The 24,773-nt window shown below is 66.6% G+C and carries 21 protein-coding genes, 1 tRNA gene, 2 pseudogenes and 1 riboswitch; of the genes and pseudogenes, 10 read left to right on the top strand and 14 right to left on the bottom strand.

Going from position 1 to position 24,773, the window contains the following annotated elements; all coding sequences use genetic code 11:
* Positions 1-6 precede the first annotated feature (6 nt).
* From ACWH43_RS14505 to ACWH43_RS14475, 7 genes and pseudogenes are all read right to left on the bottom strand, one after another.
* Positions 7-394, bottom strand: a pseudogene (locus ACWH43_RS14505) (aldo/keto reductase); the annotation flags it as partial.
* Positions 387-847 (bottom strand): annotated as a pseudogene (locus tag ACWH43_RS14500) (IS5 family transposase); the annotation flags it as partial. The pseudogenes ACWH43_RS14505 and ACWH43_RS14500, both read right to left, overlap by 8 nt.
* A 390-nt stretch (positions 848-1,237) precedes the next feature.
* Positions 1,238-1,984 (bottom strand): acetoacetate decarboxylase family protein, encoded by a 747-nt coding sequence (locus ACWH43_RS14495; RefSeq protein WP_158445821.1) that lies wholly within the window; start codon positions 1,982-1,984, stop codon positions 1,238-1,240.
* A 26-nt stretch (positions 1,985-2,010) separates the two neighbouring features.
* Complete coding sequence (locus ACWH43_RS14490) at positions 2,011-3,753, bottom strand: ABC transporter permease subunit (protein ID WP_260347893.1); 1,743 nt, start codon at positions 3,751-3,753, stop codon at positions 2,011-2,013.
* Between the two features lie 44 nt (positions 3,754-3,797).
* Positions 3,798-4,907 (bottom strand): ABC transporter ATP-binding protein, encoded by a 1,110-nt coding sequence (locus ACWH43_RS14485; protein ID WP_448153525.1) that lies wholly within the window; start codon positions 4,905-4,907, stop codon positions 3,798-3,800.
* 31 nt (positions 4,908-4,938) lie between these two features.
* Positions 4,939-6,012 (bottom strand): ABC transporter substrate-binding protein, encoded by a 1,074-nt coding sequence (locus ACWH43_RS14480; RefSeq protein WP_260347892.1) that lies wholly within the window; start codon positions 6,010-6,012, stop codon positions 4,939-4,941.
* A gap of 168 nt (positions 6,013-6,180) precedes the next feature.
* The gene (locus ACWH43_RS14475) at positions 6,181-7,002 is read right to left on the bottom strand and encodes an IclR family transcriptional regulator (protein WP_158445825.1); all 822 of its coding nucleotides are present in this window, start codon (positions 7,000-7,002) and stop codon (positions 6,181-6,183) included.
* Positions 7,003-7,139: 137 nt separating this feature from the next.
* On the opposite strand from ACWH43_RS14475, the gene ACWH43_RS14470 reads away from it, so the two are divergent.
* Together ACWH43_RS14470 and ACWH43_RS14465 are read left to right on the top strand one after the other, a co-directional pair.
* A complete protein-coding gene (locus tag ACWH43_RS14470) occupies positions 7,140-7,970 on the top strand; it encodes an SDR family NAD(P)-dependent oxidoreductase (RefSeq protein WP_448153524.1) in 831 nt (276 codons plus the stop codon).
* 98 nt (positions 7,971-8,068) lie between these two features.
* Entirely contained in the window at positions 8,069-9,757 is a 1,689-nt protein-coding gene (locus tag ACWH43_RS14465; RefSeq protein WP_158445827.1) for a thiamine pyrophosphate-binding protein, read from the top strand.
* A gap of 49 nt (positions 9,758-9,806) precedes the next feature.
* On the opposite strand, the gene ACWH43_RS14460 is transcribed toward ACWH43_RS14465, so the two are convergent.
* Positions 9,807-10,397, bottom strand: a complete 591-nt coding sequence (locus ACWH43_RS14460; RefSeq protein ID WP_375796991.1) for an IclR family transcriptional regulator domain-containing protein — start codon at positions 10,395-10,397, stop codon at positions 9,807-9,809.
* On the opposite strand from ACWH43_RS14460, the gene ACWH43_RS14455 reads away from it, so the two are divergent.
* On the top strand, positions 10,375-10,671 hold the full coding sequence (locus ACWH43_RS14455; protein ID WP_375796990.1) for a hypothetical protein: 297 nt from the start codon (positions 10,375-10,377) through the stop codon (positions 10,669-10,671). The two genes, ACWH43_RS14460 and ACWH43_RS14455, sit on opposite strands and share 23 nt — an antisense overlap.
* Positions 10,672-11,598: 927 nt before the next feature.
* Here ACWH43_RS14455 and ACWH43_RS14450 read toward each other — a convergent pair.
* Together ACWH43_RS14450 and ACWH43_RS14445 are read right to left on the bottom strand one after the other, a co-directional pair.
* The gene (locus ACWH43_RS14450) at positions 11,599-11,775 is read right to left on the bottom strand and encodes a DUF6538 domain-containing protein (RefSeq protein WP_375796989.1); all 177 of its coding nucleotides are present in this window, start codon (positions 11,773-11,775) and stop codon (positions 11,599-11,601) included.
* A 112-nt stretch (positions 11,776-11,887) separates the two neighbouring features.
* Positions 11,888-11,978 (bottom strand) — tRNA-Ser (locus tag ACWH43_RS14445).
* 333 nt (positions 11,979-12,311) lie between these two features.
* A riboswitch (TPP riboswitch) is annotated at positions 12,312-12,413 on the top strand.
* Between the two features lie 74 nt (positions 12,414-12,487).
* Between ACWH43_RS14445 and thiO the strand changes: the two genes are divergently transcribed.
* Genes thiO through ACWH43_RS14425 form a run of 4 tightly spaced genes read left to right on the top strand, consistent with a single transcriptional unit; the run spans position 12,488 to position 15,059 of the window.
* Entirely contained in the window at positions 12,488-13,483 is a 996-nt protein-coding gene (gene thiO / locus ACWH43_RS14440) for a glycine oxidase ThiO (protein ID WP_158471805.1), read from the top strand.
* Complete coding sequence (thiS, locus tag ACWH43_RS14435; protein WP_158444666.1) at positions 13,467-13,664, top strand: sulfur carrier protein ThiS; 198 nt, start codon at positions 13,467-13,469, stop codon at positions 13,662-13,664. The genes thiO and thiS overlap by 17 nt, the downstream gene beginning before the upstream one ends.
* Before the next feature lies 1 nt (position 13,665).
* Complete coding sequence (locus tag ACWH43_RS14430) at positions 13,666-14,439, top strand: thiazole synthase (protein ID WP_158444667.1); 774 nt, start codon at positions 13,666-13,668, stop codon at positions 14,437-14,439.
* An 11-nt stretch (positions 14,440-14,450) separates the two neighbouring features.
* On the top strand, positions 14,451-15,059 hold the full coding sequence (locus ACWH43_RS14425) for a thiamine phosphate synthase (protein ID WP_158444668.1): 609 nt from the start codon (positions 14,451-14,453) through the stop codon (positions 15,057-15,059).
* A gap of 161 nt (positions 15,060-15,220) precedes the next feature.
* On the opposite strand, the gene ACWH43_RS14420 is transcribed toward ACWH43_RS14425, so the two are convergent.
* From ACWH43_RS14420 to ACWH43_RS14410, 3 genes are all read right to left on the bottom strand, one after another.
* On the bottom strand, positions 15,221-15,535 hold the full coding sequence (locus ACWH43_RS14420) for a SelT/SelW/SelH family protein (protein ID WP_158444669.1): 315 nt from the start codon (positions 15,533-15,535) through the stop codon (positions 15,221-15,223).
* 135 nt (positions 15,536-15,670) lie between these two features.
* Positions 15,671-17,164 carry a carboxypeptidase M32 gene (locus ACWH43_RS14415; RefSeq protein WP_158444670.1) on the bottom strand — a complete coding sequence of 498 codons (1,494 nt, stop codon included), beginning with the start codon at positions 17,162-17,164 and terminating at the stop codon, positions 15,671-15,673.
* 29 nt (positions 17,165-17,193) lie between these two features.
* Positions 17,194-18,285, bottom strand: a complete 1,092-nt coding sequence (locus ACWH43_RS14410; RefSeq protein ID WP_158444671.1) for an NADH:flavin oxidoreductase/NADH oxidase — start codon at positions 18,283-18,285, stop codon at positions 17,194-17,196.
* Between the two features lie 342 nt (positions 18,286-18,627).
* Here ACWH43_RS14410 and ACWH43_RS14405 point away from each other — a divergent pair, with 342 nt between their 5' ends.
* From ACWH43_RS14405 to ACWH43_RS14395, 3 genes are read left to right on the top strand one after another with little or no spacing between them, the layout of a single operon-like run.
* Positions 18,628-19,080 (top strand): MarR family winged helix-turn-helix transcriptional regulator, encoded by a 453-nt coding sequence (locus ACWH43_RS14405; protein ID WP_260347890.1) that lies wholly within the window; start codon positions 18,628-18,630, stop codon positions 19,078-19,080.
* A 15-nt stretch (positions 19,081-19,095) separates the two neighbouring features.
* Positions 19,096-20,286, top strand: a complete 1,191-nt coding sequence (locus ACWH43_RS14400) for an efflux RND transporter periplasmic adaptor subunit (protein WP_158444673.1) — start codon at positions 19,096-19,098, stop codon at positions 20,284-20,286.
* The gene (locus ACWH43_RS14395) at positions 20,283-23,408 is read left to right on the top strand and encodes an efflux RND transporter permease subunit (RefSeq protein ID WP_448153523.1); all 3,126 of its coding nucleotides are present in this window, start codon (positions 20,283-20,285) and stop codon (positions 23,406-23,408) included. The genes ACWH43_RS14400 and ACWH43_RS14395 overlap by 4 nt, the downstream gene beginning before the upstream one ends.
* 119 nt (positions 23,409-23,527) lie before the next feature.
* Here the strand turns inward: ACWH43_RS14395 and ACWH43_RS14390 are convergent, their stop codons facing one another.
* Positions 23,528-24,766 (bottom strand): aspartate kinase, encoded by a 1,239-nt coding sequence (locus ACWH43_RS14390; protein ID WP_158444675.1) that lies wholly within the window; start codon positions 24,764-24,766, stop codon positions 23,528-23,530.
* Positions 24,767-24,773 lie beyond the last annotated feature (7 nt).

The following is a 24,773-nucleotide window of genomic DNA, read 5'->3' as shown; positions in this document are numbered from 1 at the left end:
CGGAGACTACGCCGTCTCATGCATATGGGCGCGATAGGCGCCGTGGCGCTCGAGCATCCAGCCGGGATATTCCGCCTGGAGTGCGCCCGCCGCGTCGAGGGCCCGAAGATCCTCGGCCGACAAGCGCACATTTGCGGCGGCGAGGTTGTCGGCGAGCTGGTCCGGTCGTTTGGCGCCGGTGATGACGCTGGTGACGCTGATGCAAGAGCCAAGCGAGCGTGATCTGCGCGACGCTGACGCCGTGCGCCCGCGCGATCGGCCGCATCGCCTCGATCACGCCGTAGCCGCGATCGCGCTCCACCGGCGGGAAGTTGAAGCCGATGCGACGGCCTTCGCCGACCGCCTCGTTCTCGCGGCTGCATTTGCGCGATAGCAAGCCGCCGGCGAGCGGGCTCGTTGCGCTGGCCGGGCGAGGCGATCAGGCGAACGGAAAGGCCAAGCGCCTCGGTGGCGGCGTGGATCTTGGTACTCAGGCCGCCGCGAGACCGGCCCAAGCCCTGGGCATCCGCCCCCCTTTGACCCTGCCTGCCCCGGCCGCATGCTGGTGGGCGCGCACGATGGCGGAGTCGATCATCAGCCATTCCAGATCGGTGTCGCGGGCCAATGCGGCCAGCATGTCGTCCAGAACGCCCATCGCGATCCAGCGATAGTAACGTCGCTTCACCGACTGGTAGTCGCCAAGCCGCTCCGGCAGATCGCGCCAACGGCCGCCTGAACGCGCCATCCACAACAGCGCGTCGAGGAACTTGCGGTTGTCGGTGCGCGGGCCGCGCTTGCCCTTGCGACCGCCAGGCACAAAACCCTTGATCCGCTCCCACTGGTCGTCCCGAAGCGCATCGCAATCCATCGCCGATCTCCAAAAATCAGCGTTGAATCTGATTGGCACCCTCTTGGGAATCCCGATTCGTTAAATCGTCACTACCGCCTAGCCCAGCGAGGCTATGGTCCCTCGGCCTCGCCCTGACCTTGGCGCAGCGAGCGGACCTCGCGCGCTCGTTTTGACGGCAATCGGTTAGCAATGCGCGGAAGCTCCTGAATGCTTCTGTATCGCGGCCGGGAGCGACGGTCAAAACAGTTTCAATGTTGCTCGAGCGATTGCAACCGCTGTCGGAAACGTAGCGCCAGTCGCGGACTTTAGTCCCTCCCAAAAGCCGCCCTCCCGAACTGCTTCCGGACCTCGGTCTTTCGCCCGCAAACCGCCGCTCAATCGCGGAAGGAGCCGACAGGGCAGCGACAGTCATGCCTTGAGCTTGTCGTGAAAAACTCGCCCATATCCGAGGTTGAATTCGGCGACGACATGCTCGGCGCCGATCACGCGCGTCACGCCAAGCTCCATCAACGGATCCATCTCATTGCGGCCGCCCAGCAGCACCGATCCCGCTCCGCGGCTATGGCTGAAGACCTTGGCTCCGGTCAGCTCGTTCAGGATGATCTGGTCGACGTCGAAGCCCTCGCCATCGGCGCGCGGAATCCGCTTGACCTGCAGGCGCGGATGCAGGGACGGTTTCTCGAAGAAGGTCTCGCCCGGCCGATAATTCAGCTTGATCAGCGAATGCCCGAGCCGCGAAACGCTGGCGGTGATGCTCCCGTCGGCCGCCTCGTCGTACGTCACCGCACCGAGTTTCTTCGGGTAGCCCCAAACCTCGCGGCCGCCGGCCATTGAATCGTCGGTGGTGACATATTCATAGAGGACATGCCCCCCGGTGACGCCGCCGAAGGCGGCTTGGACCACGACACCGCCCTCCAGATAGGCGCGCGGTCCCATCGCTCGATTATCCATATCGTGGACTTCCGGGCAGTCCATGACAAAGACCTCGATCTGGTTGGAGACATAATCGAGGTCGGCCGGAAGGGCCTTGCGAATGCCTTCGGGCGATGCTTCGCAGAATACCGACAGCTTGCGATAGCCGACATAGTGGCGCGGCAACGCCTTGAAGAGAGGAGTGCGGTCGGGAACCGTGAAGGGTCGGTCGAAACGGGTCATGGCTGCACCTTTCGTTCTCTGGATCGCTATCCGCGCAGTTCGATGGCGGTGGAGCCGGCGCGGCGCTGATAGAGCGCCACTGCCAGCAGGATCACGGTCAGCCCCACCAGGATCGCGGTCGAGACCGCGGCCAGCCCCGGAGACACCTGGTTGATCGCGTCCTCCCACATCTGCTTCGGCAGGGTCGCGGTCAGGCCGCCGGTAACGAAGAGCGAAACCGTCAGCTCGTCGAAGGAGCTGATGAAGGAGAAGATGAAGGCCGAAATCATGCCCGTACCGATCAGCGGCAGGGTCACGGTGCGAAATACGCGCGGTGGTCGCGCGCCCATGACGGATGCCGCCTGGTCGAGCCGCTGGTCGTAATTGCGCAGCACCGAAGAGACCGTGATGACAACGAGCGGGATGGCGAGCACCGCATGGGCGATGACGAGCCCGAAGGCCGACCCGACGAGGCCGATCTGCGCATAGAGTGAGAACAACGCGATCGCGAGCACCATATGCGGCAGGATCATCGGCACGATGATGAAGCTCATCAGCGCAGGTTTGCCCGGCACCCGCCTTCGCACCAGAGCAAAGGCCGCAGGCGTGCCCACCGTCGTGGCGATGATCGCTGCGCCGAGGCCGACGAGCAGCGAGCGCAGGATTGCCGAAACCCAGATCGGATGCAGCAGATAGGTCTGATACCAGCGCAGCGTGAAGAACTCCGGCGGCCAGCGCATGAAGGAAGAGGTGGTGAAGGAGACCGGGATCAGGAACAGCACCGGCACCAGCAGAAACGCCACGATCAGCCCGACAAGGAGCGCGAGCGGACCGCGCAGGCCGCCGGATCGGGGCCTGAGCCCGATCGCACCCATGGCAGCCTCGATCCGCCGGCCGGTCCCGGACAATCCCTGCCCGAGGCCGCCGGCGAGACGCAGCGCCCCGCGCGAGATGCTCTTGCGCAGCGAGCTCTGGCTGCGGCCGGTTTCCATGCCCGTCACCGCCGTCATGCCGAACAGGCTCTGATAGAGCGCGACGATGGCCAATGAGACGGCGAGCATCAGCACGCAGGCCGCGCCGGCGAAGCCCCAATCCAGCGAGGTGCTGAGCTGGTCGATCATGATCTGGGTGATCACGGTCTCGCGCCGGCTGCCGAGCAGGGCCGGGTTGACGAAGAAGCCGAGACAGATGATGAAAACCATGAGCGCGGCGGCCGCCACCCCCGGCATGGACAGCGGCAGGTAGACACGCAGGAACGACTGCGCGCCGCGGGCGCCGAGAGTGGAGGCCGCCCGACCGTAATGCGCGCCGATGTTCTGCATGGTCGAAAGCATCGTCAGGATGGCGAGCGGCAGCATCGCATGCGTCATGGCCGTGACCACCGCGAAGAAATTATAGGAAAGCTCGAGCGGCCGCTCGATCAGGCCGAGGCTGATCAGCGTGCTGTTGATCGTGCCGTTTCGGCCGAGGAGGATGATCCAGGCGAAGGTGCGCACCAGATAGCTCGTCCAGAACGGCAGCACGACGAGCAGGATCAGGCTGGAGCCCGCGCGTGTCGTCGCCATCAGATAGGCCACGGGATAGCCGGCGAGCACGCAGAGCAGAGTCGTGGCCCCCGCCAGCTTCAGCGTGGTGCCGATCGTGGTGACATAGGTCGCGCTGCCAAACAGCCGGACATAGTTGTGCAGGCCGATCGAGCCGTCGTTGCCGACGAAGCTCGATGCGAGGAACCAGAGCACGGGTCCGACATAGACTAACAGGAGCAGGATGAGGGCCGGGGCAAGCGGCATGGCCTCGGCCAAACGGCGGCGTTCTCCAGTGCTGGCCGCCCGGCTCATGTGTCGCCTCCGACGAGGATGACGTCCTGCCGGGAGCAATTCAGGTTGATCTCGCAGCCCGCGACAAGTTCCGTGACGGCGCGCCCGGTGGGGATCTTGGCGATCAGCACCGTGCCGTCTGCGCAGACCACGTCGAGGCGCGTCATCGGCCCGAGCATGGTGATGTCGGCAAGGCGGCCGCTCAGCCGATTGGCGGTTCCGTCGCCCATTCCGAGCGAAAAGCATTCCGGCCGGATCAGCAGCGATATGGTCTCGCCGCCGGCCGAGGGGGAGCCGTCGAAGCGGAGGGAGGTCCCCGCCGCGCTCGCTATTCCCGGCCCCGGGCCCGGCTGCGCGGTCAGGATATTCGCCTCGCCGAGGAAATTGGCGGCAAACAGGCTGCGGGGAGCAAAATAGAGCTCGGCCGGCTGGCCGAGCTGCACGATGCCGCCATTGTTCATCAGGCAGATGCGGTCGGACATCGACAGCGCTTCTTCCTGGTCGTGCGTGACATAGATGATTGTCACGCCGAGCTGCCGGTGCAGCCGTTTGATCTCGATCTGCATCTGCTCGCGCAGACGCTTGTCGAGCGCGCCCAAAGGCTCGTCCATCAGGATGATCGAGGGCTGGTAGACGATCGCGCGCGCGATCGCGATGCGCTGCTGCTGTCCGCCCGAAAGCTCCTTCGGGAAGCGTTGCGCCAGATGATCGAGCTGCACGAGAGACAATGCCTCATGCGTGCGCCTGGTGATCTCCACCTTGGCCAAACCCCGCACTCGCAGCGAGAAGGCGACGTTCTCGAAGATGTCGAGATGCGGGAACAGTGCATAGTTCTGGAAAACCATGCCGATGTCCCGGTCGTAAACGGGCGTATAGGTGGTGTCGCGCCCGTCGATCACGATCCGGCCGCCATCGGGCAGGGCCAGACCCGCTATCGTCATCAGAAGGGTCGTCTTGCCCGAGCCCGAGGGTCCGAGCAGGGTCAGGAACTCGCCCGAGCGTACTTCGAGATCGGTCGGCGCGAGCGCCACCACGCTGCCATAGCGCTTCTCGACACCGGCGACCGAGAGCTTGGCGGGGGCGGCATCGCCGCTCCCCGCATCGGCCTTTGCGGGCAGGGAGGTCATGTCGGCTGGTCCGTCCGTCGCCGGCTGGTCATCACTTGACGACCCATTCGTTGAAGCGCGCGGCGACCTTTTCGAGATTGGCGGCCCAGTAGGCGCCGTTCTCCATGACCATCTTCTCGACGCGTCCGGGAGCGGTCGGCATCAGATCGATGCGCGCCTTGTCGATGAACTCGAAGGCCTTCGGATTTGGCGGGCTGTAGGGGACCGCCTTGGAATACTCGGCCTGGCGATCCGGCCGGGCGCAGAACTTCAGGAAGTCATGGGCGATCTTGGCCTTGGGATTGCCCTTGGGGATGGCGTAGCCGTCAGGCGCCCAGATGCCCTGGTTCCAGACGATCTTGTACGGCGCTCCGTCATCGATCGCGGCCTGCACGCGGCCATTATAGGTCGAGACGATATCGACTTCCTGCGAGGCCGCGGCCTGGGACGACTGGGCGCCGTTGCTCCACCACAGATTGACGCCGGGCTTGACCTCGTCGAGCTTCTTGAAGGCGCGGTCGAGATCGAGCGGATAGACGTCCTTTACGCCGATGCCATCGGCCATGGCCGCGGATTCCAGCGTGTCGATCGGGTATTTGCGCAGCGCGCGGCGGCCGGGGAACTTCTTCAGGTCGAAGACGTCTTCCCAGGATTGCGGACCGTTCTCGCCATAGGTCTTGGTGTTGTAAGCGAAGATGGTCGCGTAGATCTGCATGCAGACGCCCCATTTCGACTTCGCATCGGGCAGGATGTCGACGATGCCGGGGGCCGAGGTGTCGATCTCGTCGAGATAGCCGGCCTTGCCGAGGATCTCCTGCGCTTGCAGCGACAGCAGCGCGACGTCCCAGAGATAGGATTTGCTGTCGACGATGGTGCGGATCTGGCTCAGGGGTTCGAGCTGTGAGGTCACTCCCACGACCTCGATGCCCGTTTCCTGTGAGAACGGCTTGTAGAAGGCCTTTGTGGCGGCGTCGTTCACGACACCGCCCGGATCGCGCACCACCAGCCGCTCCGCCGCGAGAGCGCGGCCGATGAACGGGCTGGCGAGTGGAACGAGGCTGCCGGCGGCGAGGCCTTTGATCAGGTTGCGTCTGCCGAATTCGAAGCGGTCCTTCGTCTTTTCCATAACATCCTCCTCGCGTTGCATGTCGGTCGGTCAGGGAAGCCGTTCCCCGGGTAACGGCTTTATTGTTGCAAATAATGCAACTAATTTCATTATAAGAAAATTCCAACACGCTGCGAGAGGCTTGTCAACCGGTGCCGGGACTGCTGCCTGGCCGCCGCGATGGTCGGCCTAAGATGTGACCGGGATCGCCATATAGGCCTCGACCTCTGCCAGGATCGTCGCCAGATCGGCGCTGGGCCGGCGCGCGCTCCAGAACGGGTCGCCGATCATCGCGCCGATCTCGCAAGCGACCTCGGTCAGGATCTTGACGCCGGAGGCGATCTCTTCGGGGCTGGCCGAATGCAGCGACATGCTGAGCGCCATCGGGGTGGCCTCCATCGGGGCTGCGAAGGCGACGCCCACCGAGACCGTGTCGACGAAAAGCTCGTCGATGATGATGCTCCAGCCATGTTCGCGGATGAAGGCGACATCGCTCAGCACGGCCTCGATGTCGGTCTTGGATTTCTCGGTCCAGGCGTCGAGCTTCTTGCCGGTGAGGAGCTTGCGCAGCTCGGCGTCGGACATCCGGGCGAGCAGTGCCTTGCCGGCCGCGCTGGCGTTGGCGGGCAGGAGATTGCCCGGATTGACGTGGAAACCCTGATCGCGCCGGCCGGGAAAACGGCTGATCAGCATGTTGTTGGTTTCGGTCAGCACCGAGACCCAGCAGGTCCGTCCCGTCTGGTCCACGACGGTGCGTGCTCCGTCGTTGATCCGGTCGGAGAGCCTGTTGTGCGCGTGGTAGAGCAGCCCCAGACGATAGGCCAGGGGACCCGGCCGGTAAGAGCGATCCGGCTCGCGCTGAATGATGCCCGATGTCGCCAGCGCTGCGAGGAGCCGGGAGGAGGCGCTCGCCGTCAGGCCAAAGCGGTTGGCGGCGCCGGTGACGGTGATCGTCGGCGTATCGCCGTCGAACATTGTCAAAATCTGCGCCGCCGTTCTGACCGTCTTCACCGAATTCTCCTTCGTCCCTTCACGGTGCCTCACGCAGAGCCGGAGCGTTTCCCTAGCACGGTGCTGTCCTCACCGCGCGAACATCCACCCTCCGGATCTATCGCATTATTTTGCAAATATAGCAACTAATTTATCTATTGGCAAAAAATTGGAAGTCTGCAATCGTTGCGATCATCGGCGCCGGGGTCGTTCCGCCACGCCGAGGGAGGTCGCGGATGTCCGAAATGCGCAGCAAAGTGGCTCTGATCACCGGGGCGGGCCGCGGGATCGGCAAGGCGACCGCGCTTGTCCTCGCCGCCAAGGGCTTCCGCATCGCCGTTCACGACATCGACCCGCAGACTGCGGCCGAAACGGCGGCTTTGATCCGGCAGAGGGGCGCCGAGGCGGAGAGCTTCGCGGCCGACGTTGCCGATCGCGAGGCGATGGCCGGCGTCGTGGCGGCTGTCGAAGCGGGCTGCGGCACGATCGACGTGCTGATCAACAATGCGGGGATTGCCTCGGACCGGTGCCCGCTCGAGCAGGTGACCGAGGCAATGTTCGCTCGCTCCATCGGTGTCCACGTCGCGGGCACGCTCTGGACGACGCAGGCCGTGATCGCCGGGATGAAGCAGCGCAAGGCCGGCTCGATCGTCAATCTCTCCTCGATCCAGGCGCTCGTCGGGTGGACGGAAGGCGCGACCTACAACGCAGCAAAGGGCGCATTGATTGCGATGTCCAAGGGCTGGGCCAAGGAATTCGCGCCCTGGAACATCAGGGTGAACGTCGTTGCCCCCGGCCACACCGAGACCGAGATGACCGCGCGCAACGATTCCGCGGAACTGCGTGCCGCCAAGGCAAAGACCATCCCGCTCGGCCGCTACGCCCGGCCGTCGGAGATCGGCGAGGCCATCGCCTTTCTGGCCGGCGACGCGGCCTCTTTCGTCACGGGCCAGGTGCTCAGCCCCAATGGAGGCTTCGCCATTATCTGACGGCGCGCCTGCCTCATCGCTTTGTCCCGGTGCAGCCCGCGAGAGGCCGGCCGGGACGGGAAATCCACCACCACCAGATCGACCTCGCAGGGAAAACCATGACTACGAAGAACATGAAGACCGGCGCCGAAGCGGTCAGCGACGCCCTGGTCAAGCTCGGGGTGACGCACATCTTCGGCATGGACACGCCCGAGCCGCTCTATGTGGATCTCGACCCGAGCATCCGGCCGGTCACGATCCATGACGAGCGTGCCGGCGCGGTCATGGCCGATGCCTTCGCGCGCGTCTCCGGCCGCGTCGGCGTCTGCGGCGCGATCCGCGGCCCCGGCGCGACCAATCTCGTCTCGGGGCTGGCCGAGGCCTACAGCACCTCGACCCCAGTTCTCGCTCTGGTCAACGACGTGGCCACGCCCAATCTCGACCGCAATCCGATCCAGGGCATCGACCATGTCCGCCTCTTCGAGCAGATGACGAAATGGGGCCGCCGCGTCGACGTGCCCGAGCGGACCGCCGAATATGTCGCGCATGCGATGCGTGTCGCCACCACGGGCCGCCCCGGACCGGTGGTGCTTTCGTTCCCGGATTCGGCGCTGGTCAGCGGCCCGGTCAACCCTGTCGAGATTCTCGAGCCGAGCACCTATCCGCGCGTGCGTATGGCAGCCGATCCGACCGGCATCGCCGCGGCCGCCAAGCAGATCGAAGCGGCCGAGCGGCCCATCGTCATCGCCGGCGGCGGCTTGCACCTGTCGCAGGGCTATGCGGAGTTGCAGGCGCTCGCCGAAAGGCGGCAACTTCCGATCGCCACCACGCCGCTCGGCAAGGGCGCCATCGCCGAAGTGCATCCGCTCGCGGCCGGCGTGGTCGGAGCCTATACGGCCGGGCAGGGCGCGCGCGGCTGGATCGCCAACCAGGCAGTGAAGGAGGCGGATCTCGTTGTCCTCGTTGGTACCAAGACCGATTCGATCGCGACCAATGACTGGACGATTCCGTCGCGGGACCAGAAGATCATCCATATCGACATCGATCCGGTCGAGCTCGGCCGCACCTATGCCGCGCTGGAAATCGCCGCCGACGCCAAGCTGGCCCTCGGCCAGCTCTGCGAGGCTCTGGCGCCGCGCGCCGAACCCTCCGCCTGGACATCCGATCTGCAGGCGAAGATCGCCGCCTGGCAGGCCGATTTCGAGAGCTTCGAGACCGGCGGCAGCGAGATCGATCCGCGCCAAATCTATCGTACGCTGAACGAATTGCTGGGCGAAGACGATATCGTAGCGACCGATGCCAGCTACTCATCGGCATGGGGCATGGATCTGCTGCGCTACAAGACGGCGGGACGGAAGTTTCTAGCGCCGCGCGGCTTTGCTGGTCTCGGCTGGGGCGTGCCCGCCGCCATCGGCGCTAAATTCGCCAAGCCGGACTCGGCGGTTTACTGCGTCACCGGCGATGGTGGCTTTGGGTATGTCGCGATGGAGATGGAGACAGCGGCGCGCTACAAGGTGCCGATCTGCGTTATCGTCCTCAACAACGGCATTCTCGGCTTCCAGCAGCATTACGAGAAGCATCGCTTCGGCAAGACGATGGAGACGACCTTCACCCCGGTGAACTACGCCGATCTCGCACGAACGCTGAACTGCGACGGTGTTCGCGTCTCGACACCGGATGAACTCGATGCCGCGCTCCGGAAATCAAGGAACCTCGCCAGGCCGCTGCTGATCGATGTCGTCGTGCCGTCGGCAGAGAAGCCGCCGATCGCGACCTTTGCCTCTGCTCCGGCCGAAGCACGGCACTGAGCTGCGTGATGCCGCTGACGCGGTGGAGCAGCGTCAGCGGCATCATCATTTAATCAAGGCTTAAAGCCGGCGCCTTGTGACGCGCTGCTAATCGGCGAAGTGGGCAATCAGCATTATCCGTTCCGCGAGGGCGTTGGCGACGTAATCTCCGTAATGCGCCAACTCCAGCATGGTGCTCCGAAAATCGAGGCGGTCGACATTCGTTCAACGGTGCCTTGACGGGTCCTCTAGGTGCCTCTTTCAGGCCGACTGACTTGCGATGGGCTCGATACGGCTGCGCCAGATCGAGCAGAGCAGGCGCGAGGCGCGTGCAGGCCTCTTCCACCGTGCACTGCGTCGTCACGACGGCGGTGCCGACAGCTGCGATCACCGCGCCGGTTGGTCCAAAGACGGGGGCGGCGAACGAGATCTCGGTTTCGAAAGATTCGCGATGCGTCATCGCGAATCGGTTGGTCCGGATCGCCTCAATGCGCTGCTCCAGCGCCTCGGTCGGGAACTGGCTCGGCGGTCGTTTCGCCCACCGATCGGTCGACCGCACGCTGATCGTGACTCTGGCGTCGCTTTCGGCGGTGCTGGCCGCCTTCGCGACGCCGATGGGCCATTCCGGTGCTAGCGCCGTGCTGATTTTCCTGTGGGGCATCGCGAGCTTCGCGCTGGTCCCGCCCTTGGCGGTGCGGGTGATGACGGCGGCCGCCGATGCTCCCAACCTCGCATCTGCCGTGACCATCGGCGCCTTCAACCTCGGCAATGCCTTCGGTGACGCCCTGGACGGCGGTCTCATCGCCGCCGGCCTCGGCTACCCGGCGGTGGCGGGAGCCGCGACCTCGGCGAGCGGCCTTGCCACGGTTCTCGTCGGCACAAGACGCGATGCCGCGGGCAGCGCAGCTCGACTCTGCGAAGCAGAAGGCCGATAGCGCTCGCGCGCAAAGGACGTATGCTCCCTGGACCATCGGGCGCGGAATCTGGTGTGCGCCTCGCGCCGGTTGCCGGCAGGGGCATGCTGCCTGGGAGCGGATCTCCTTTCGCGCAATACTGACCTAGATCGCTCTTAACGCTGATTTGCGGCGGGTAATCACGATATGTCTCGTGCTTAACGTAAGTAAACTATTAATTATGTCACGATTAATGTCAATATAAATCGTATATTACATGTCTGCGAGCGAATTAAAATACAGAATTTTGCGATTATACTGCATATTACAGCCTAGAGTTTATGAATTTGTTGCTAGTATATTGGTTATAGCGGCCGATGATATGGTGTCAATACTCAAAGAAGCCCGTAAGAGACGAGCACTTAAAGGCAGAGCGAGGCCAGATAAGTTCTGGCAAGCTTGTCGTAGCGGGTTGCGATTCGCCTGAAGTCTTTGAAGTTGCAGAACAGCCCGTATGGGAGTGCGAGGATCAGGCCACATCATTGGAACGCGCTCGAAGCGCTCCCCATGCGCCTGGCTCTTCTGATCCCGCCTTACCGACGTTGCGCAATACCTGTCCTTCGACCTTCTCATCGATAAGGAGCCAGCCGAGAGCGTCCGGCGGCAGGTATCCGATCATTCGCTCGATTCGAGGCGAAGGTTGTCGAGACGACTGGAACGACCATAAAGAGGGTCGACCACACCCCAGTATGACCGGTATCATTCTGGACGGCCATGCGCTACGGCCAAAAAACGTTTTGAATCGCGCGTCGAGGTTGTTTCGGACCGGTTTTGCGGCACCGACGATGAAGGCCCGACGACCCCCCATCGCGGATTCGAAGACGCGGTCGTGTTGGCGCTGAGCGTCGTCGTCGAACCATGGTGACGTCAAATGGATATCGGCCGGCAGGCGCTTAAAAAACGCCTCGTCTATCGCACGCGAACCACAGCGATCGCGGAGGACATTGTTCCGGGTCTGGGCAAGCTCGTGCGCCCGCTTCGCCTGCGCAGCGACCGACGGACCTGCGCAATTCCAAGGATCTCAACGAGGTCTACAGGGACCGCCTTACGAATCCACCAATGCGATCCACGCCGAAACAGGTACATGGAGCTTCCCGATTTATGCCGGGGTTTTTGAGGTTCCGGATGTGTCAGGCTGCTGTGTCAGAACACCTAAATCGCAAAAAGGGAAAACCATTTAATATCAAGGGTTTAGGAGTGGCGGAGACGGAGGGATTCGAACCCTCGATACCCTTGTGGGGTATGCTCATTTAGCAAACGAGTGCCTTCAGCCTCTCGGCCACGTCTCCGGCGAAAGGCTCTATGCCCGATCGTGAAGCCCTTTGACAAGCCTCGCCGATCACTTTGCACCATGGATAATTCCGCAAGGCGGCGGATCGGCGAGCCATGCCTCGCGCCGGCGCTGCCTTTCACGAGGGCTGGCATGGTGAGGGGCCCGCGGACGGGGATAGCGAGGGCGCGATGTTCCGGAGGAGCGGGCGCGGCTGCGGGCGCGGGCGCCGTCCGGCAGCAGGCCAGCCGCGGCATTCCCTCGACCGGGGAAGTGCTCGGGGGGCAGGGCGGGGCCGGGGCTCGCGCATGCCGGCTCGCCTTGCCCTGCGCGGCGCGTGCCACTAGATTGAAGCGGTCCGTTGGGGTGCCGGAAGGCTGAGAGGCGCGGTTCGCGCCAACCCATCGTACCTGATCCGGGTAATGCCGGCGAAGGGAACGGTCCACGGCTCGCAGATCAGTTGCTCGCCCTTGGCCGCTGCCTTCCCGGGAGCAGGAAAGCATGACGGCTTCACGCCCCTCTCACGAACTGGATGTCGCCGTGGCCGGCGCCGGAGTTGTCGGCCTCGCCTGCGCCGTCGCGTTGCTGGCCCGCGGGGCGCGGGTCACCGTCCATGAGCGCGGTGCCCATGTCGGCGCGGAGGCCTGTTCCTGGTATGCCGGCGGCATGCTCGCGCCCTGGTGCGAGGGCGAGAGCGCCGAGGAGCCGGTGGTCCGCCTCGGCCAGGAGGCGGCCGCCTGGTGGGAGCGTCACGCCGGGGGCGTGGTGCGCCGGGGAACCCTCGTCGTCGCGCCGAGCCGCGACCGCGCGGAGCTGCGCCGCTTCGGCGAGCGCACCAGCCATTTCGAGGATGTCGACGGCGCGGCCATCGCCGGGCTCGAGCCCGATCTCGCCGGGCGCTTCTCGCGCGGCCTGTTCTTCGCGGAGGAGGCCCACCTCGATCCGCGCCGGGCGATCGCGGCGCTGGCGGAACGGGTTCTGGCGCAGGGCGGGACGATCCGTTTCGGCAGCGAAGTCGAGCCGGCGGCGCTCGACGCCGGGGTCGTGCTCGACTGCCGGGGCCTCGCGGCGCGCGACGTCCTGCCCGAGCTGCGCGGCGTCAAGGGCGAGATGCTGATCCTGAAGAGCGACGAGATCGCGCTGTCGCGCCCGATCCGGCTGCTGCATCCGCGCATCCCGCTCTACATCGTGCCGCGCGCCGGGGGGCATTTCATGGTCGGCGCGACCATGATCGAGAGCGGCGCGCGCCGGCGCATCTCGGCCCGCTCGATGCTCGAGCTGCTCGGCGCCGCCTACGCGCTGCATCCGGCCTTCGCCGAGGCCGAGATCGTCGAGATCGGCACCGACGCCCGCCCGGCCTTTCCCGACAACCTGCCGCGGCTGACGCGCCGGGGCCGGGTGATCCATGTCAACGGGCTCTACCGCCACGGCTTCCTGCTCAGCCCCGCCATGGCGCGGATGGCGGCGGATGCCGTGCTCGACCCGCACTTACGACCGGAGATGCTGCATGACCTTGCTGCTTAACGGAGCCCCGCAGGAGATCGCGGCCGGAACCCTGGCCGAGGCGCTGGCCGAACTCGGCTATGCCGGCAGGGTCGTCGCGACCGCCGTGAACGGCGATTTCGTGCCGGCCCGCAAGCGCGCCGAGGTGACCTTGAAGGACGGCGACCGCATCGAGGTCGTCGCGCCGATGCAGGGGGGCTGAGATGGCGGCCTTCTACGGTTTCGCGCCGGACAACCCGCTTTTCCTCGGCACGGCGCAATATCCTTCGCCGGCGATCCTGGCCGAGGCGGTCCGGCGCTCCGGCGCCGAGGTCGTCACCGTCTCGCTGCGCCGGGAATCGGCCGGCAGCGGCGCGGGGCAGGCCTTCTGGAGCCTGATCCGCGAGCTCGGCGTCAAGGTCCTGCCCAACACGGCCGGCTGCCATACGGTCAAGGAAGCCGTCACCACGGCGCAGATGGCGCGCGAGGTCTTCGGCACCGACTGGATCAAGCTCGAGGTGATCGGCGAGGACGACACGCTCCAGCCGGATGTGATCGCGCTGGTCGAGGCGGCGCGCATTCTGTCCGACGACGGCTTCAAGGTCTTTCCCTATACCACGGAGGACATCGTCGTGGGCTCGCGCCTGCTCGATGCCGGCTGCGAGGTGCTGATGCCCTGGGGCGCGCCGATCGGCTCCGGCCGCGGGCTCAACAACCCCTATGGCCTGCGCACCATGCGCCAGCATTTCCCGGATATTCCGCTCGTCGTCGATGCCGGCATCGGCCTGCCGTCCCATGCCGCGCAGGCGATGGAGCTGGGCTATGACGGCATCCTGCTCAACACCGCCGTCGCCAAGGCCGGCGATCCGGCGGCGATGGCCGAGGCCTTCGCGCTCGCGATCCGGGCCGGCCGGCTCGCCTTCGCGGCGCAGCCGATCGAGGCGCGCGACATGGCCGCCCCCTCCACTCCCGTCATGGGCAAGGCGTTCCTGGCATAAGGCGTTCCGGCATGAGGCTCGACCCGTTCTATCCGATCTTCGACAGCGCCGACTGGATCGCGCGCATGCTGCCCTATGGCATGAAGCTGGTGCAGTTGCGCGTGAAGGACCGGCCGGAGGCCGAAATCGCGCGCGAGATCGCCCGTGCCCGGAAGCTCTGCGCCGAGGCCGGATGCGTGCTCGTCGTCAACGACTACTGGAAGCTCGCCATCGCCGAGGGCTGCGACTGGCTGCATCTCGGCCAGGAGGATCTCGACACCGCCGACCTCGGCGCGATCCGCAAGGCGGGCCTGAAGCTCGGCGTCAGCAGCCATGACGAGGCCGAGCTGGAGCGGGCGCTCGCGCTCGCGCCGGACTATGTCGCGCTCGGCCCGGTCTATCCGACGATCCTGAAGCAGATGCGCTTCGGCCCGCAGGGGCTGGAGCGGCTGGGCGAATGGAAGCGGCGCATCGGCGATCTGCCGCTGGTCGGCATCGGCGGGATTTCGCTGGAGCGCGCGCCGGGCGTCTTCGCGGCCGGCGCCGACATCGTCGCGGCGGTGACCGACATCACGCTGAACGCCCATCCCGAGGGCCGGCTGAAGCAATGGGTGGCGGCGACGCGCGAGCACGCTGCCTGAACGGCGTTCTGGAACACGTCGAAGCCTGCCCTGGCTCCACACCGTCGTTGCGGGCGCGCCGAGCAATCCAGGGGGGCGGGTGAACCGTTTGCACCCGGTCCCCGGGGATCGCTTGGTCGCTTCGCTCCTCGCAATGACGGCTAAGCCGCGCTGCGGCGCCTTCAGCTCTCGGCTTCGGCACTCATCGTATGCCCGTCGACATGGCCGAGGCTGCGCCCGGGATCGAGCCGGTCGCGCACGCGCTGCTTCAGCGCCTTCGAGTCGGGGAAGCCGCCATCGGCCTTGCGATCCCAGATCAGCTCGCCGTCATAGTGGATCTGGAAGATGCCGCCGGTGCGCGGGATCAGCGCGACCTCGCCCAGGTCCTGGCCGAAGGTCGAGAGCAGTTCCTGGCCGAGCCAGGCGGAACGCAGCATCCAGTTGCACATCGAGCAATAGGTGATGGCGATGCGCGGAGCGGGGCGGGTTTCGGTCATGATCGGTCACCATGCAGGAGGCGTCATCGCCGAAATCGGGTTTTCGGCGCCGGGATGCAAGCCCGAAAGCGGCATGGCGGCCCGGCGTCCGAATTCTGATTAGATATTTATTTTCAATAATTTGAATGTATGGATTCAGACCTCTTCGAGATAGCGGCGGCGCAGATGCGCCTTGAAGACCGAGGCGTCGAGCGGCCGGCCCGTCGCTTCCGTCAGCAGCGCGTCGGTGGAGAGCAGCGAGCCCTTGCCGTGGATGTTCGCACGCAGCCAGCCGACGAGCGGGGCGAAATCGCCCCGGCCGATGCCGGGCAGGATGCCGGGCTCGGCCCTGCAGGCGGCGTCGAAGAGCTGGGCGGCCGTCATCGCGCCGAGCGAATAGGTCGGGAAATAGCCCCAGCCGCCGGAGGGCCAGTGGATATCCTGCAGGCAGCCCAGCCGGTCGTTCGGCACCGCCACGCCGAGCAGCGAGGCCATGCCCTCGTTCCAGGCGGCGGGCAATTCCGCGAGCGGCATCGCATCGGCGATCAGCGCCTTCTCCAGCCGGTAGCGCAGGATGATATGGGCCGGATAGGTCACCTCGTCGGCATCGACGCGGATGAAGCCGGGCTCGACGCGGGTGTAGCGGCGCCACATCGCCTCGCTGTCCCAGGCCGGACCCGATCCTGCGAAGGCGTCGCGCATCAGCGGGGTGGCGAAGGCCAGGAAGGGGCGCGAGCGGCAGGCCTGCATCTCCATCAGCAGGGACTGGCTCTCATGGACGCTCATGCCGCGCGCGGCGCCGACCGGCTGGTTCAGATAGGCCTGCGGCCGGCCCTGCTCGTAGAGCGCGTGGCCGGTCTCGTGGAGAACGCCCATCAGCGCCTTGGTGAAGTCGCCCTCGTCGTAGCGCGTGGTGATGCGCACGTCGTTGTCGGCGCCGCCGCAGAAGGGATGCGTCGAGATGTCGAGCCGGCCGCGCTCGAAATCATAGCCCAGCGCCGCCATCAGCCTGAGGCCGAGCGCCCGCTGGGTCTCGGCCGGGAAGGGGCCTTCGAGCGGTTCGAGCGCCGGCCGGCGCGCCTGCACCTCCATCACCTCCCGGGTGAAGCCGGGCAGGAAGGCGGCGAGATCGTCGAACAGCGCGTCGATGCGGGCGGCGCTGCCGCCCGGTTCGTAGTCGTTGAGCAGGGCGTCATAGGCCGGCAGGCCGAGCTTTTCGCCCTTCGCCTGGCCGATCTGCCGCTGCAGGTTCAGCACTTCCGAGAGAAAGGGCAGCAGCCCGGCGAAGTCGGAATCCGCCCGCGCCTGCCGCCAGCGCATCTCGCAGGCCGAGACCGCCTTGCTGGAAGCCTCGACGAGAGCGGCCGGCAAGGCCGTCTCGACCGTCCAGATCCGCCGGATCTCGCGCAGATTGGCCTTTTCCCAGGCGCCGAGCGTCGCGTCGTCCTCCGCCCGCGCCAGCCAGTCGCCGATGCGCGGCTCCGTGACCAGGCCGTGACGCAGCACATGCAGCAGCGCCATGCTCTCGGCCCGGGTCTCGGCGGCGCCCTTCGGCATCATCACGTCGGAATCCCATTGCAGGATGCCGACGGCGTTGGAGAGGGCGGCGATGCGGCCGAAATGGCCGGCGAGCTCGGAATAGGCGGTCATGGACGGTCTCGGCTGGCGGGTTGGCGGGCTCAGGCGAACAGCTTGGGATATTGCCGCGGCTGCGAGCGCAGATACTGCTCGGGCGCCTTGACGCTGGCGCCGAGCGCCGCCGCCGCATGCCAGGGCCAGCGCGGATCGTAGAGGATGCCGCGCGCCAGCCCGACGAGGTCGGCCTCGCCGGTGCCGACGATGGCCTCCGCCTGCTCGGGCTCCGTGATCAGGCCGACCGCGATGGTCGGCAGGCCCGTCGCCTGCTTGATCGCGCGCGCCAGCGGCACCTGGTAGCTCGGGCCGAGCGGGATTTTCTGCGCCGCGGACAGCCCGCCGCTCGAGACATGGATGAAATCGGCGCCGCGCGCCTGGATGGCCCTGGCGAAGGCGATGCTCTGCTCGATGTCCCAGCCGCCCTCGACCCAGTCGGTCCCGGAAATGCGGAAGCCGACCGGATAGCCGGAGGGCACCGTCGCGCGCACCGCCTCGTAGACCTCGAGCGGGAAGCGCATCCGGTTCTCGAGCGAGCCGCCATATTCATCCTCGCGCCTGTTGGAGAGCGGCGAGAGGAACTGGTGCATCAGATAACCATGCGCGCCATGAAGCTCGATCGCGGCGAGGCCGAGCCGCACCGAGCGTCTCGCCGCCGCCGCGAAGGCCTCGACGAGGCGGGCGATGTCGTCGCGGCCGAGCGCGCGCGGCGGCCGGGGATAGGATTCGAAGCCGATCGCGGAAGGCGCCGAGACGGTCCAGCCGCCCTGGTCGGGGCCGAGCTGGGCGCCGCCATGCCAGGGCTGGGCGACGGAGGCCTTGCGGCCGGCATGGGCGAGCTGGATGCCGATCGGCATGTCCGACCAGCGCCGCGCCGCCTCCAGCACCTTCGCCAGCGCCGCCTCGTTCTCGTCCGACCACAGGCCGACATCGAAGGGGCTGATCCGCCCTTCCGGCTCCACCGCCGTCGCCTCGATGATGAGCAGGGCCGCGCCCGACAGGGCGAGATGGCCGAGATGGATGGTGTGCCAGTCGCTGGCATTGCCGTTCTCGGCCGAGTACTGGCACATCGGCGCGATCACGATGCGGTTGGCAAGCGGAAGGTTGCCGAGCTGATAGGGGCTGAAAAGCTGACTCATGGGGCGGGAGGCTCTGGGCAGGATCGGGTCGCCGCCACTGTAGGAGGGGAAGGCCGCGAGCGGCTAGGGCCGTTCACGCAAGCGCGCTCCCCGGACAGTGCAGGAACGCATCGCGTCCCGCCTGCCGGCCCGAGGCCTGGCGGACCTGCGGCGCCTGGCGCCGCCGGCGTCCCGGCCTGGCGATCCTGCCGTGCGACGGCGCGAGCGATGCGCTGCTCCGGCCCCGTGCCGAAATTTTCGCAGTTGCGAGATCGGCACTATAAAACCGCCGCAATCTGACTTACCATAAGCAGGCTTACGATTGGAGGTCCGTTGATGAAGCGCCCCCTGCGAAGGGAGCTGATGTTTCAGCTTGTCGAAACCTCGCGTCTGATGCGGACCTATGTCGACCAGCGCGCGCGCGAGCACGGCACGACGCGGGCGCAATGGGGCGTGCTCGCGCGCCTGCGCCGCCAGGAGGGGCTGAACCAGGCCGCCCTGGCCGAGCAGATGGACCTCCAGCCGATCTCGCTGGCGCGCCTGCTCGACCGGCTGCAGGGCCAGAATCTGATCGAGCGCCGGGAAAACCCGGCCGACCGGCGCGCCTATCTGCTCTATCTGACCCCGGCCGGCCGGCGGCTGGTCGACGATCTCGACGACGTTCGCGGCGCCATCGCCCAGGAATTGCTCGGCGAGGTCGGGGACGAGGCGGTGCTGTCGGCGCTGGAGACGCTCGGCGCGATCCGCGAGCGGATCCGCCCCCCGCGGGGCGAGGACAGACCCCAGCCGCCGCTTGCGGCTGATCGCATGGCCTGAACGGGTGGAGCCAGCATGAAGCGTTCAGGATTCCTTGTCGGCGTCGTCTTGGTCGCCGCCGCGGCGGGCGTCTGGTATTGGCGCTCGCACGGGGAGGGGGCGTCGCAGGGCGCGCGGGCCGGGCGCGGCGGCGGCGCCATCTCCGTGACCACGGCGACGGCGGAGCAGGCCGATTTCCCGGTCCGCAAGCATGCGATCGGCTTCGTCGAGACGCCCGCCAGCGTGGTGGTGAAATCGCGCATCGACAGCCAGATCGTCGCCCAGCACGTCAGCGACGGCCAGTTCGTCAAGTCCGGCGACCTGCTCTTCACCCTCGACGACCGCGACATCAAGGCCCAGATCGCCAAGGACGAGGCGATGCTGGCCAAGGACGAGGCGACCCATACCCGCAACCTCGCCGACCTCGACCGCTACAAGCAGCTTTTCGCCCGCAATGCCGGCACCCAGGCGCAGGTCGACCAGGCGACGGCGGACGAGCGCAGCTCGGCCGCCTCGATCCAGGCCGACCACGCGACCCTCGACGCTGACCGGCTGAAGCTGAGCTATACCCGCATCCTCGCCCCGATCGACGGCCGCATCGGCGCGGTGACGGTGACGCCGGGCAACCTCGTCAGCGCCAACAGCAGCAACAGCGGCAATACCGGCCTGCTGACGATCACGCAGATGAAGCCGCTGCGCGTCTCCTTCGCCATGCCTGAAAGCGAGCTGCCGACCCTCCAGGCCGCGCTCCACGCCACGCCGCCGGCCGTGGTCAGGGCGCGGATCCCGCAATCGCCCGACCAGTCGGCCGAAGGCCGGCTCAACTTCGTCGATTCCAATGTCGACATCACCTCGGGCACGATCACGGCCAAGGCCGCCTTCCCCAATGACGATCTGCGCCTCTGGCCGGGCCAGTATGTCGATGTCGAGTTCATCCCGGACACGCTGCGGGGCGTCACCGTGATCCCCACCGTCGCGGTGCAGACCGGCCAGAAGGGCGCTTATGTCTTTGTCGTCAAGGCGGATTCGACGGTCGACCTGCGCCAGATCAAGGTCGCCCTCAGCGATGGCGGCAAGACCGCGGTGACGGAAGGCGTGGCGCCGGGCGAGCGCGTCGTCACCGACGGCCAGATGCGCCTGAAGCAGGGCACGAAGGTGCGCGAGCGCGAGGCGACCGGCGAGAAGCCGCCGCAGGGCACGCCGGTCGCGGAGGGAGCGCGCTCGTGAACGTCTCGTCCTTCTGCATCAGGCACCCGGTCGCGACCATCCTGATGTCGGTCGCGCTGGTGCTGGCCGGGACGTTCGCCTATCGCTTCCTGCCCGTCGCGGCGCTGCCGCGCGCCGAGTTTCCGGTGGTCAACGTCTCGGCCCAGCTCCCCGGCGCCTCGCCCGACACCATGGCGACCTCGGTCGCGACCCCGCTGATCAAGCAGTTCGCGACCATCGCCGGCATCGATTCGATCGCGACGACCAATTCCCAGGGCGCGACCTCGATCGCCATCCAGTTCGTGCTCAACCGTGACATCGACGCCGCCGCGGCCAACGTGCAGGCGGCGATCACCCGCACCCAGAAGCAGCTCCCGATCGAGATGACGACGCCGCCGAGCTACCGCAAGGTGAACCCGGCCGACGCTCCGATCATCCTGATGGCGCTGAAGAGCGAGGTCATCCCGCTCTCCGATCTCGACGCCTTCGCCCAGCAGGTGATCTCGCCGGCGCTCTCGACCGTCGACGGCGTCGCCCAGGTGCTGATCTTCGGCAGCCAGAAATATGCGGTGCGCATCCAGATCGACCCGACCGCGCTCGCCGCGCGCGGCATCGGCCTCGACGAATTGCAGGCCGCGATCACCGCGACCAACGCCAACACGCCGGTCGGCACCATCCAGAACAGCGCCCAGCAGCTCACCATCGAGGCGCATACCCAGCTCGCCAACGCGGCCCAGTTCGCCAACGTCATCATCACCACGCGCTCGGGCAAGCCGGTGCGCCTCGGCGACGTCGCCAAGGTGGTCGATTCGGTCGAGAACACCCAGACCCGCAGCCAGTACGACGGCATCCCGGCGATCGTGCTCGCGGTGCAGCGCCAGCCCGACGCCAATACCGTCGAGGTGGTCGACCGGGTCAGGGCGATGATCCCGGCCTTCGAGGAGCAGTTGCCGGCGGCCGCCTCGCTCTCGCTGCTCAACGACCGCTCGACCTCGATCCGCCAGGCGGTGGAGGACGTGCAGTTCACGCTGCTGCTCACCGTCGTGCTCGTCGTGATGGTGATCTTCGTCTTCCTGCGCCGGCTCGCCGCGACCTTCATCCCGGCGGTGGCGGTGCCGATCTCGGTCATCGCCACGCTGGCGGCGATGTATCTCTTCGGCTTCTCGATCGACAACATCTCCCTGCTCGGGCTGACGCTTTCCGTCGGCCTCGTCGTCGACGACGCCATCGTCATGCTGGAGAACATCGTCCGCCATATGGAGGAGGACGGGCTCAGCGCCTTCGACGCCGCGCTCAAGGGCGCCGGCGAGATCGGCTTCACCATCATCTCGATCTCGCTCTCGCTGGTCGCGGTCTTCATCCCCGTGCTGCTGATGGGCGGCGTCATCGGCCGCATCTTCAACGAGTTCGCGGTGGTGGTGACGGTCTCGATCCTGGCCTCGGCCTTCGTCTCGCTGACGCTGACGCCGATGCTCTGCTCGCGCCTGCTTTCGGGCTATGGCGAGCATCATCAGGAGAATGCGGTCGGCCGCTGGCTCGAGAAAGGCTTCGATGCCATCGTCCGCGGCTATGACCGCGGGCTCGCCGTCTGCCTGCGCTTCCAGCCGCTGATGCTGCTCGCCTTCTTCCTGACCATGGCCGGCACCGTCTGGCTCCTCCAGACGACGCCGAAGGGCTTCTTCCCGCAGGAGGATATCGGCCAGCTCCAGGTCTCGACCGAGGCGCGGCAGGACGTCTCCTTCGACGCCATGCAGAAGCTGCAGCGCCAGGTCGCCGACATCTTCCTGCAGTCGCCCTATGTCGCGCATGTCGCCTCCAGCGTCGGCGCGACCGCCGGCAGCGCCGGCGCGCTCAATGCCGGGCGCCTCTTCGTCGAGCTGAAGCCGCAGGACAAGCGGCCGAAGCTCAATGTCGTGCTCGCCTCGCTCCGCCGCGACCTCGCCCAGGTGCCGGGCATCAACACCTATATGACGCCGGTGCAGAACCTGCGCATCGGCGCGCGCTCCTCGAAGAGCCAGTACCAGCTCGTCGTCCAGGGCCTCGACCAGAAGCTGATGAACGACTGGTCGCTGCGCCTCGCCGATGCGATGAGCCGCGAGCCCCAGACCTTCCTCGACGTGACGACGGACCTGCAGAACAACGCCTTGCAGGCCACCGTCATCATCGACCGCGACAAGGCGAACCAGCTCGGCATCGGCTCGGACATCCTGCGCTCGACGCTCTATTCCGGTTTCGGCGTCCGCCAGGTCTCGACCATCTACACCACCGGCGACAGCTACGAGGTGGTGGTCGAGTTCAACCCCAACGACCAGTGGACGCCGGAGCGGCTCAACGGCATCCGCGTGCGCACCAAATCAGGCACGCTCGTGCCGCTCGGCGCCTTCGCCAGGGTCGAGCGCACGGCGGGCCAGCTCACGGTCAACCAGCTCGGCCAGCTTCCGGCGGTGACGATCTCCTACAACCTGCCGGCGGGGATCGCGCTCGGCGACAGCGTCAACCGCATCGAGGCCATCAAGGAGCAGATCAACCTGCCGAAGTCGCTCTCGACGACGCTCGCCGGCACGGCCAAGGTCTTCCAGGATTCGCTGGCGAACCAGGGGCTGCTGATCGCCGGCGCGATCCTGACGATCTACATCGTGCTCGGCATTCTCTACGAGAGCTTCATCCATCCGCTGACCATCCTGACCGGTCTGCCATCGGCGGCGATCGGCGCGCTCGGGGCGCTCAGGCTGTTCGACCTCGACCTCTCGGTCATCGCCATCATCGGCCTGCTGATGCTGATCGGCATCGTCAAGAAGAACGCGATCATGATGATCGACGTGGCGCTCGTGCTCCGGCGCGAGGGCATGACGGCGCAGGAGGCGATCCACAAGGCCTGCGTCATGCGCTTCAGGCCGATCCTGATGACGACGCTGGCGGCGCTGATGGGCACGCTGCCGATCGCGGTCGGCGCCGGCGCCAGCGCCGAACTGCGCCAGCCGCTCGGCATCGCCGTGGTCGGCGGCCTGATGATCAGCCAGGTGCTGACGCTGTTCATCACCCCCGTCCTGTTCCTTTACATGGACAGGCTTTCGGACGGTCTGGTGAAGCTCGGGGGCCTGTTCCGCGGAACGAAGCGGGCTCCGCCGCACCCGGCCGAGTGAGGGGCCGGCCGGGCGCGCCGCAGCGGTCACGGCCGGGTCTGTCCCGGCCGTCCGAATCTTCATCCGAGGGGCGTGTCCAGGCCGCTCATGCCCGCCCTCGCGAATGACGGCGCGGCGCCTCAGGCCGCGTCGAGCCCGTAGAGCGAGTGCAGCGTGCGCACCGCGAGCTCGGTATAGGCGGCGTCGATCAGCACCGAGAACTTGATCTCGGAGGTGGTGATGGCGCGGATGTTGATGCCCTTCTCGGCCAGCGCGCGGAAGGCGCGGGCGGCGACGCCGGCATGCGAGCGCATGCCGATGCCGATGGCCGAGATCTTCACCACCTCGGTCGCGCCCTGGAGGTCCTGATAGGCGATGCTGTCGTGCTTGCTCTCGAGCAGCTTGCGGGCGCGTTCGTAATCGGCCGTCGGCACCGTGAAGGTGATGTCGGTGGTCGCCCGGTCGTCGGAGACGACCTGGATGATCATGTCGACATTGATGTTGGCGTCGGCGAGCGGTCCGAAGATCGCGGCGGCGACGCCGGGCTTGTCGGCCACGCGCCGGAGCGTGATCTGGGCTTCGTCCCGGGAGAAGGCGATGCCGGTGACGATCTGCTGTTCCACGATGTCGTCCTCGTCGCAGATGAGGGTGCCAGGGTTGGGGTTGTCGGGGTCGTCGAAGGAGGAGCGGACATAGGTCGGCACGCGATGCAGCATCCCGATCTCGACGGAGCGCACCTGCAGCACCTTCGAGCCGAGGGAGGCCATCTCGAGCATCTCCTCGAAGGAGACCTTGTCCAGGCGCTTCGCCTTGGGGACGATGCGCGGATCGGTGGTGTAGACGCCGTCGACATCGGTGTAGATGTCGCAGCGATCGGCCTTGAGCCCGGCGGCCAGCGCCACCGCGCTGGTGTCGGAGCCGCCGCGGCCGAGCGTGACGATGCGGCGGCTCTCGGCATGGACGCCCTGGAAGCCCGAGCAGACGGCGATTTCCCGCTCGCGGTCGAAGCCGGCGATGATGCCGGAGCCGTCGATGTCGACGATGCGGGCCGCGCCATGCGCGTCGGAGCCGTAGATCGGGATCTGCCAGCCCTGCCAGGAGCGGGCCGGCATGCCCATTTCCTTGAGCACCATGGCCATCAGCCCGGAGGTGACCTGCTCGCCCGAGGCGACGACGGTGTCGTATTCGGCCTGGTCGTAGAGCGGGGCCGCCTCCTTGCACCAGGCGACGAGCTCATTGGTCTTGCCCGACATCGCCGAGACCACGACCGCCACCTGGTTGCCGGCGTCGAACTCGCGTTTGACGTGGCGGGCCGCGTTCTTGATGCGCTCGACAGTGGCGACGGAGGTGCCGCCGAATTTCATCACCAGACGGGCCATGACGGTC

This window comes from Allobosea minatitlanensis, from assembly GCF_964020775.1.
The sequence above is the reverse complement of the archived record's forward strand: the minus strand, read 5'-3'. Positions and strand labels throughout refer to the sequence as shown.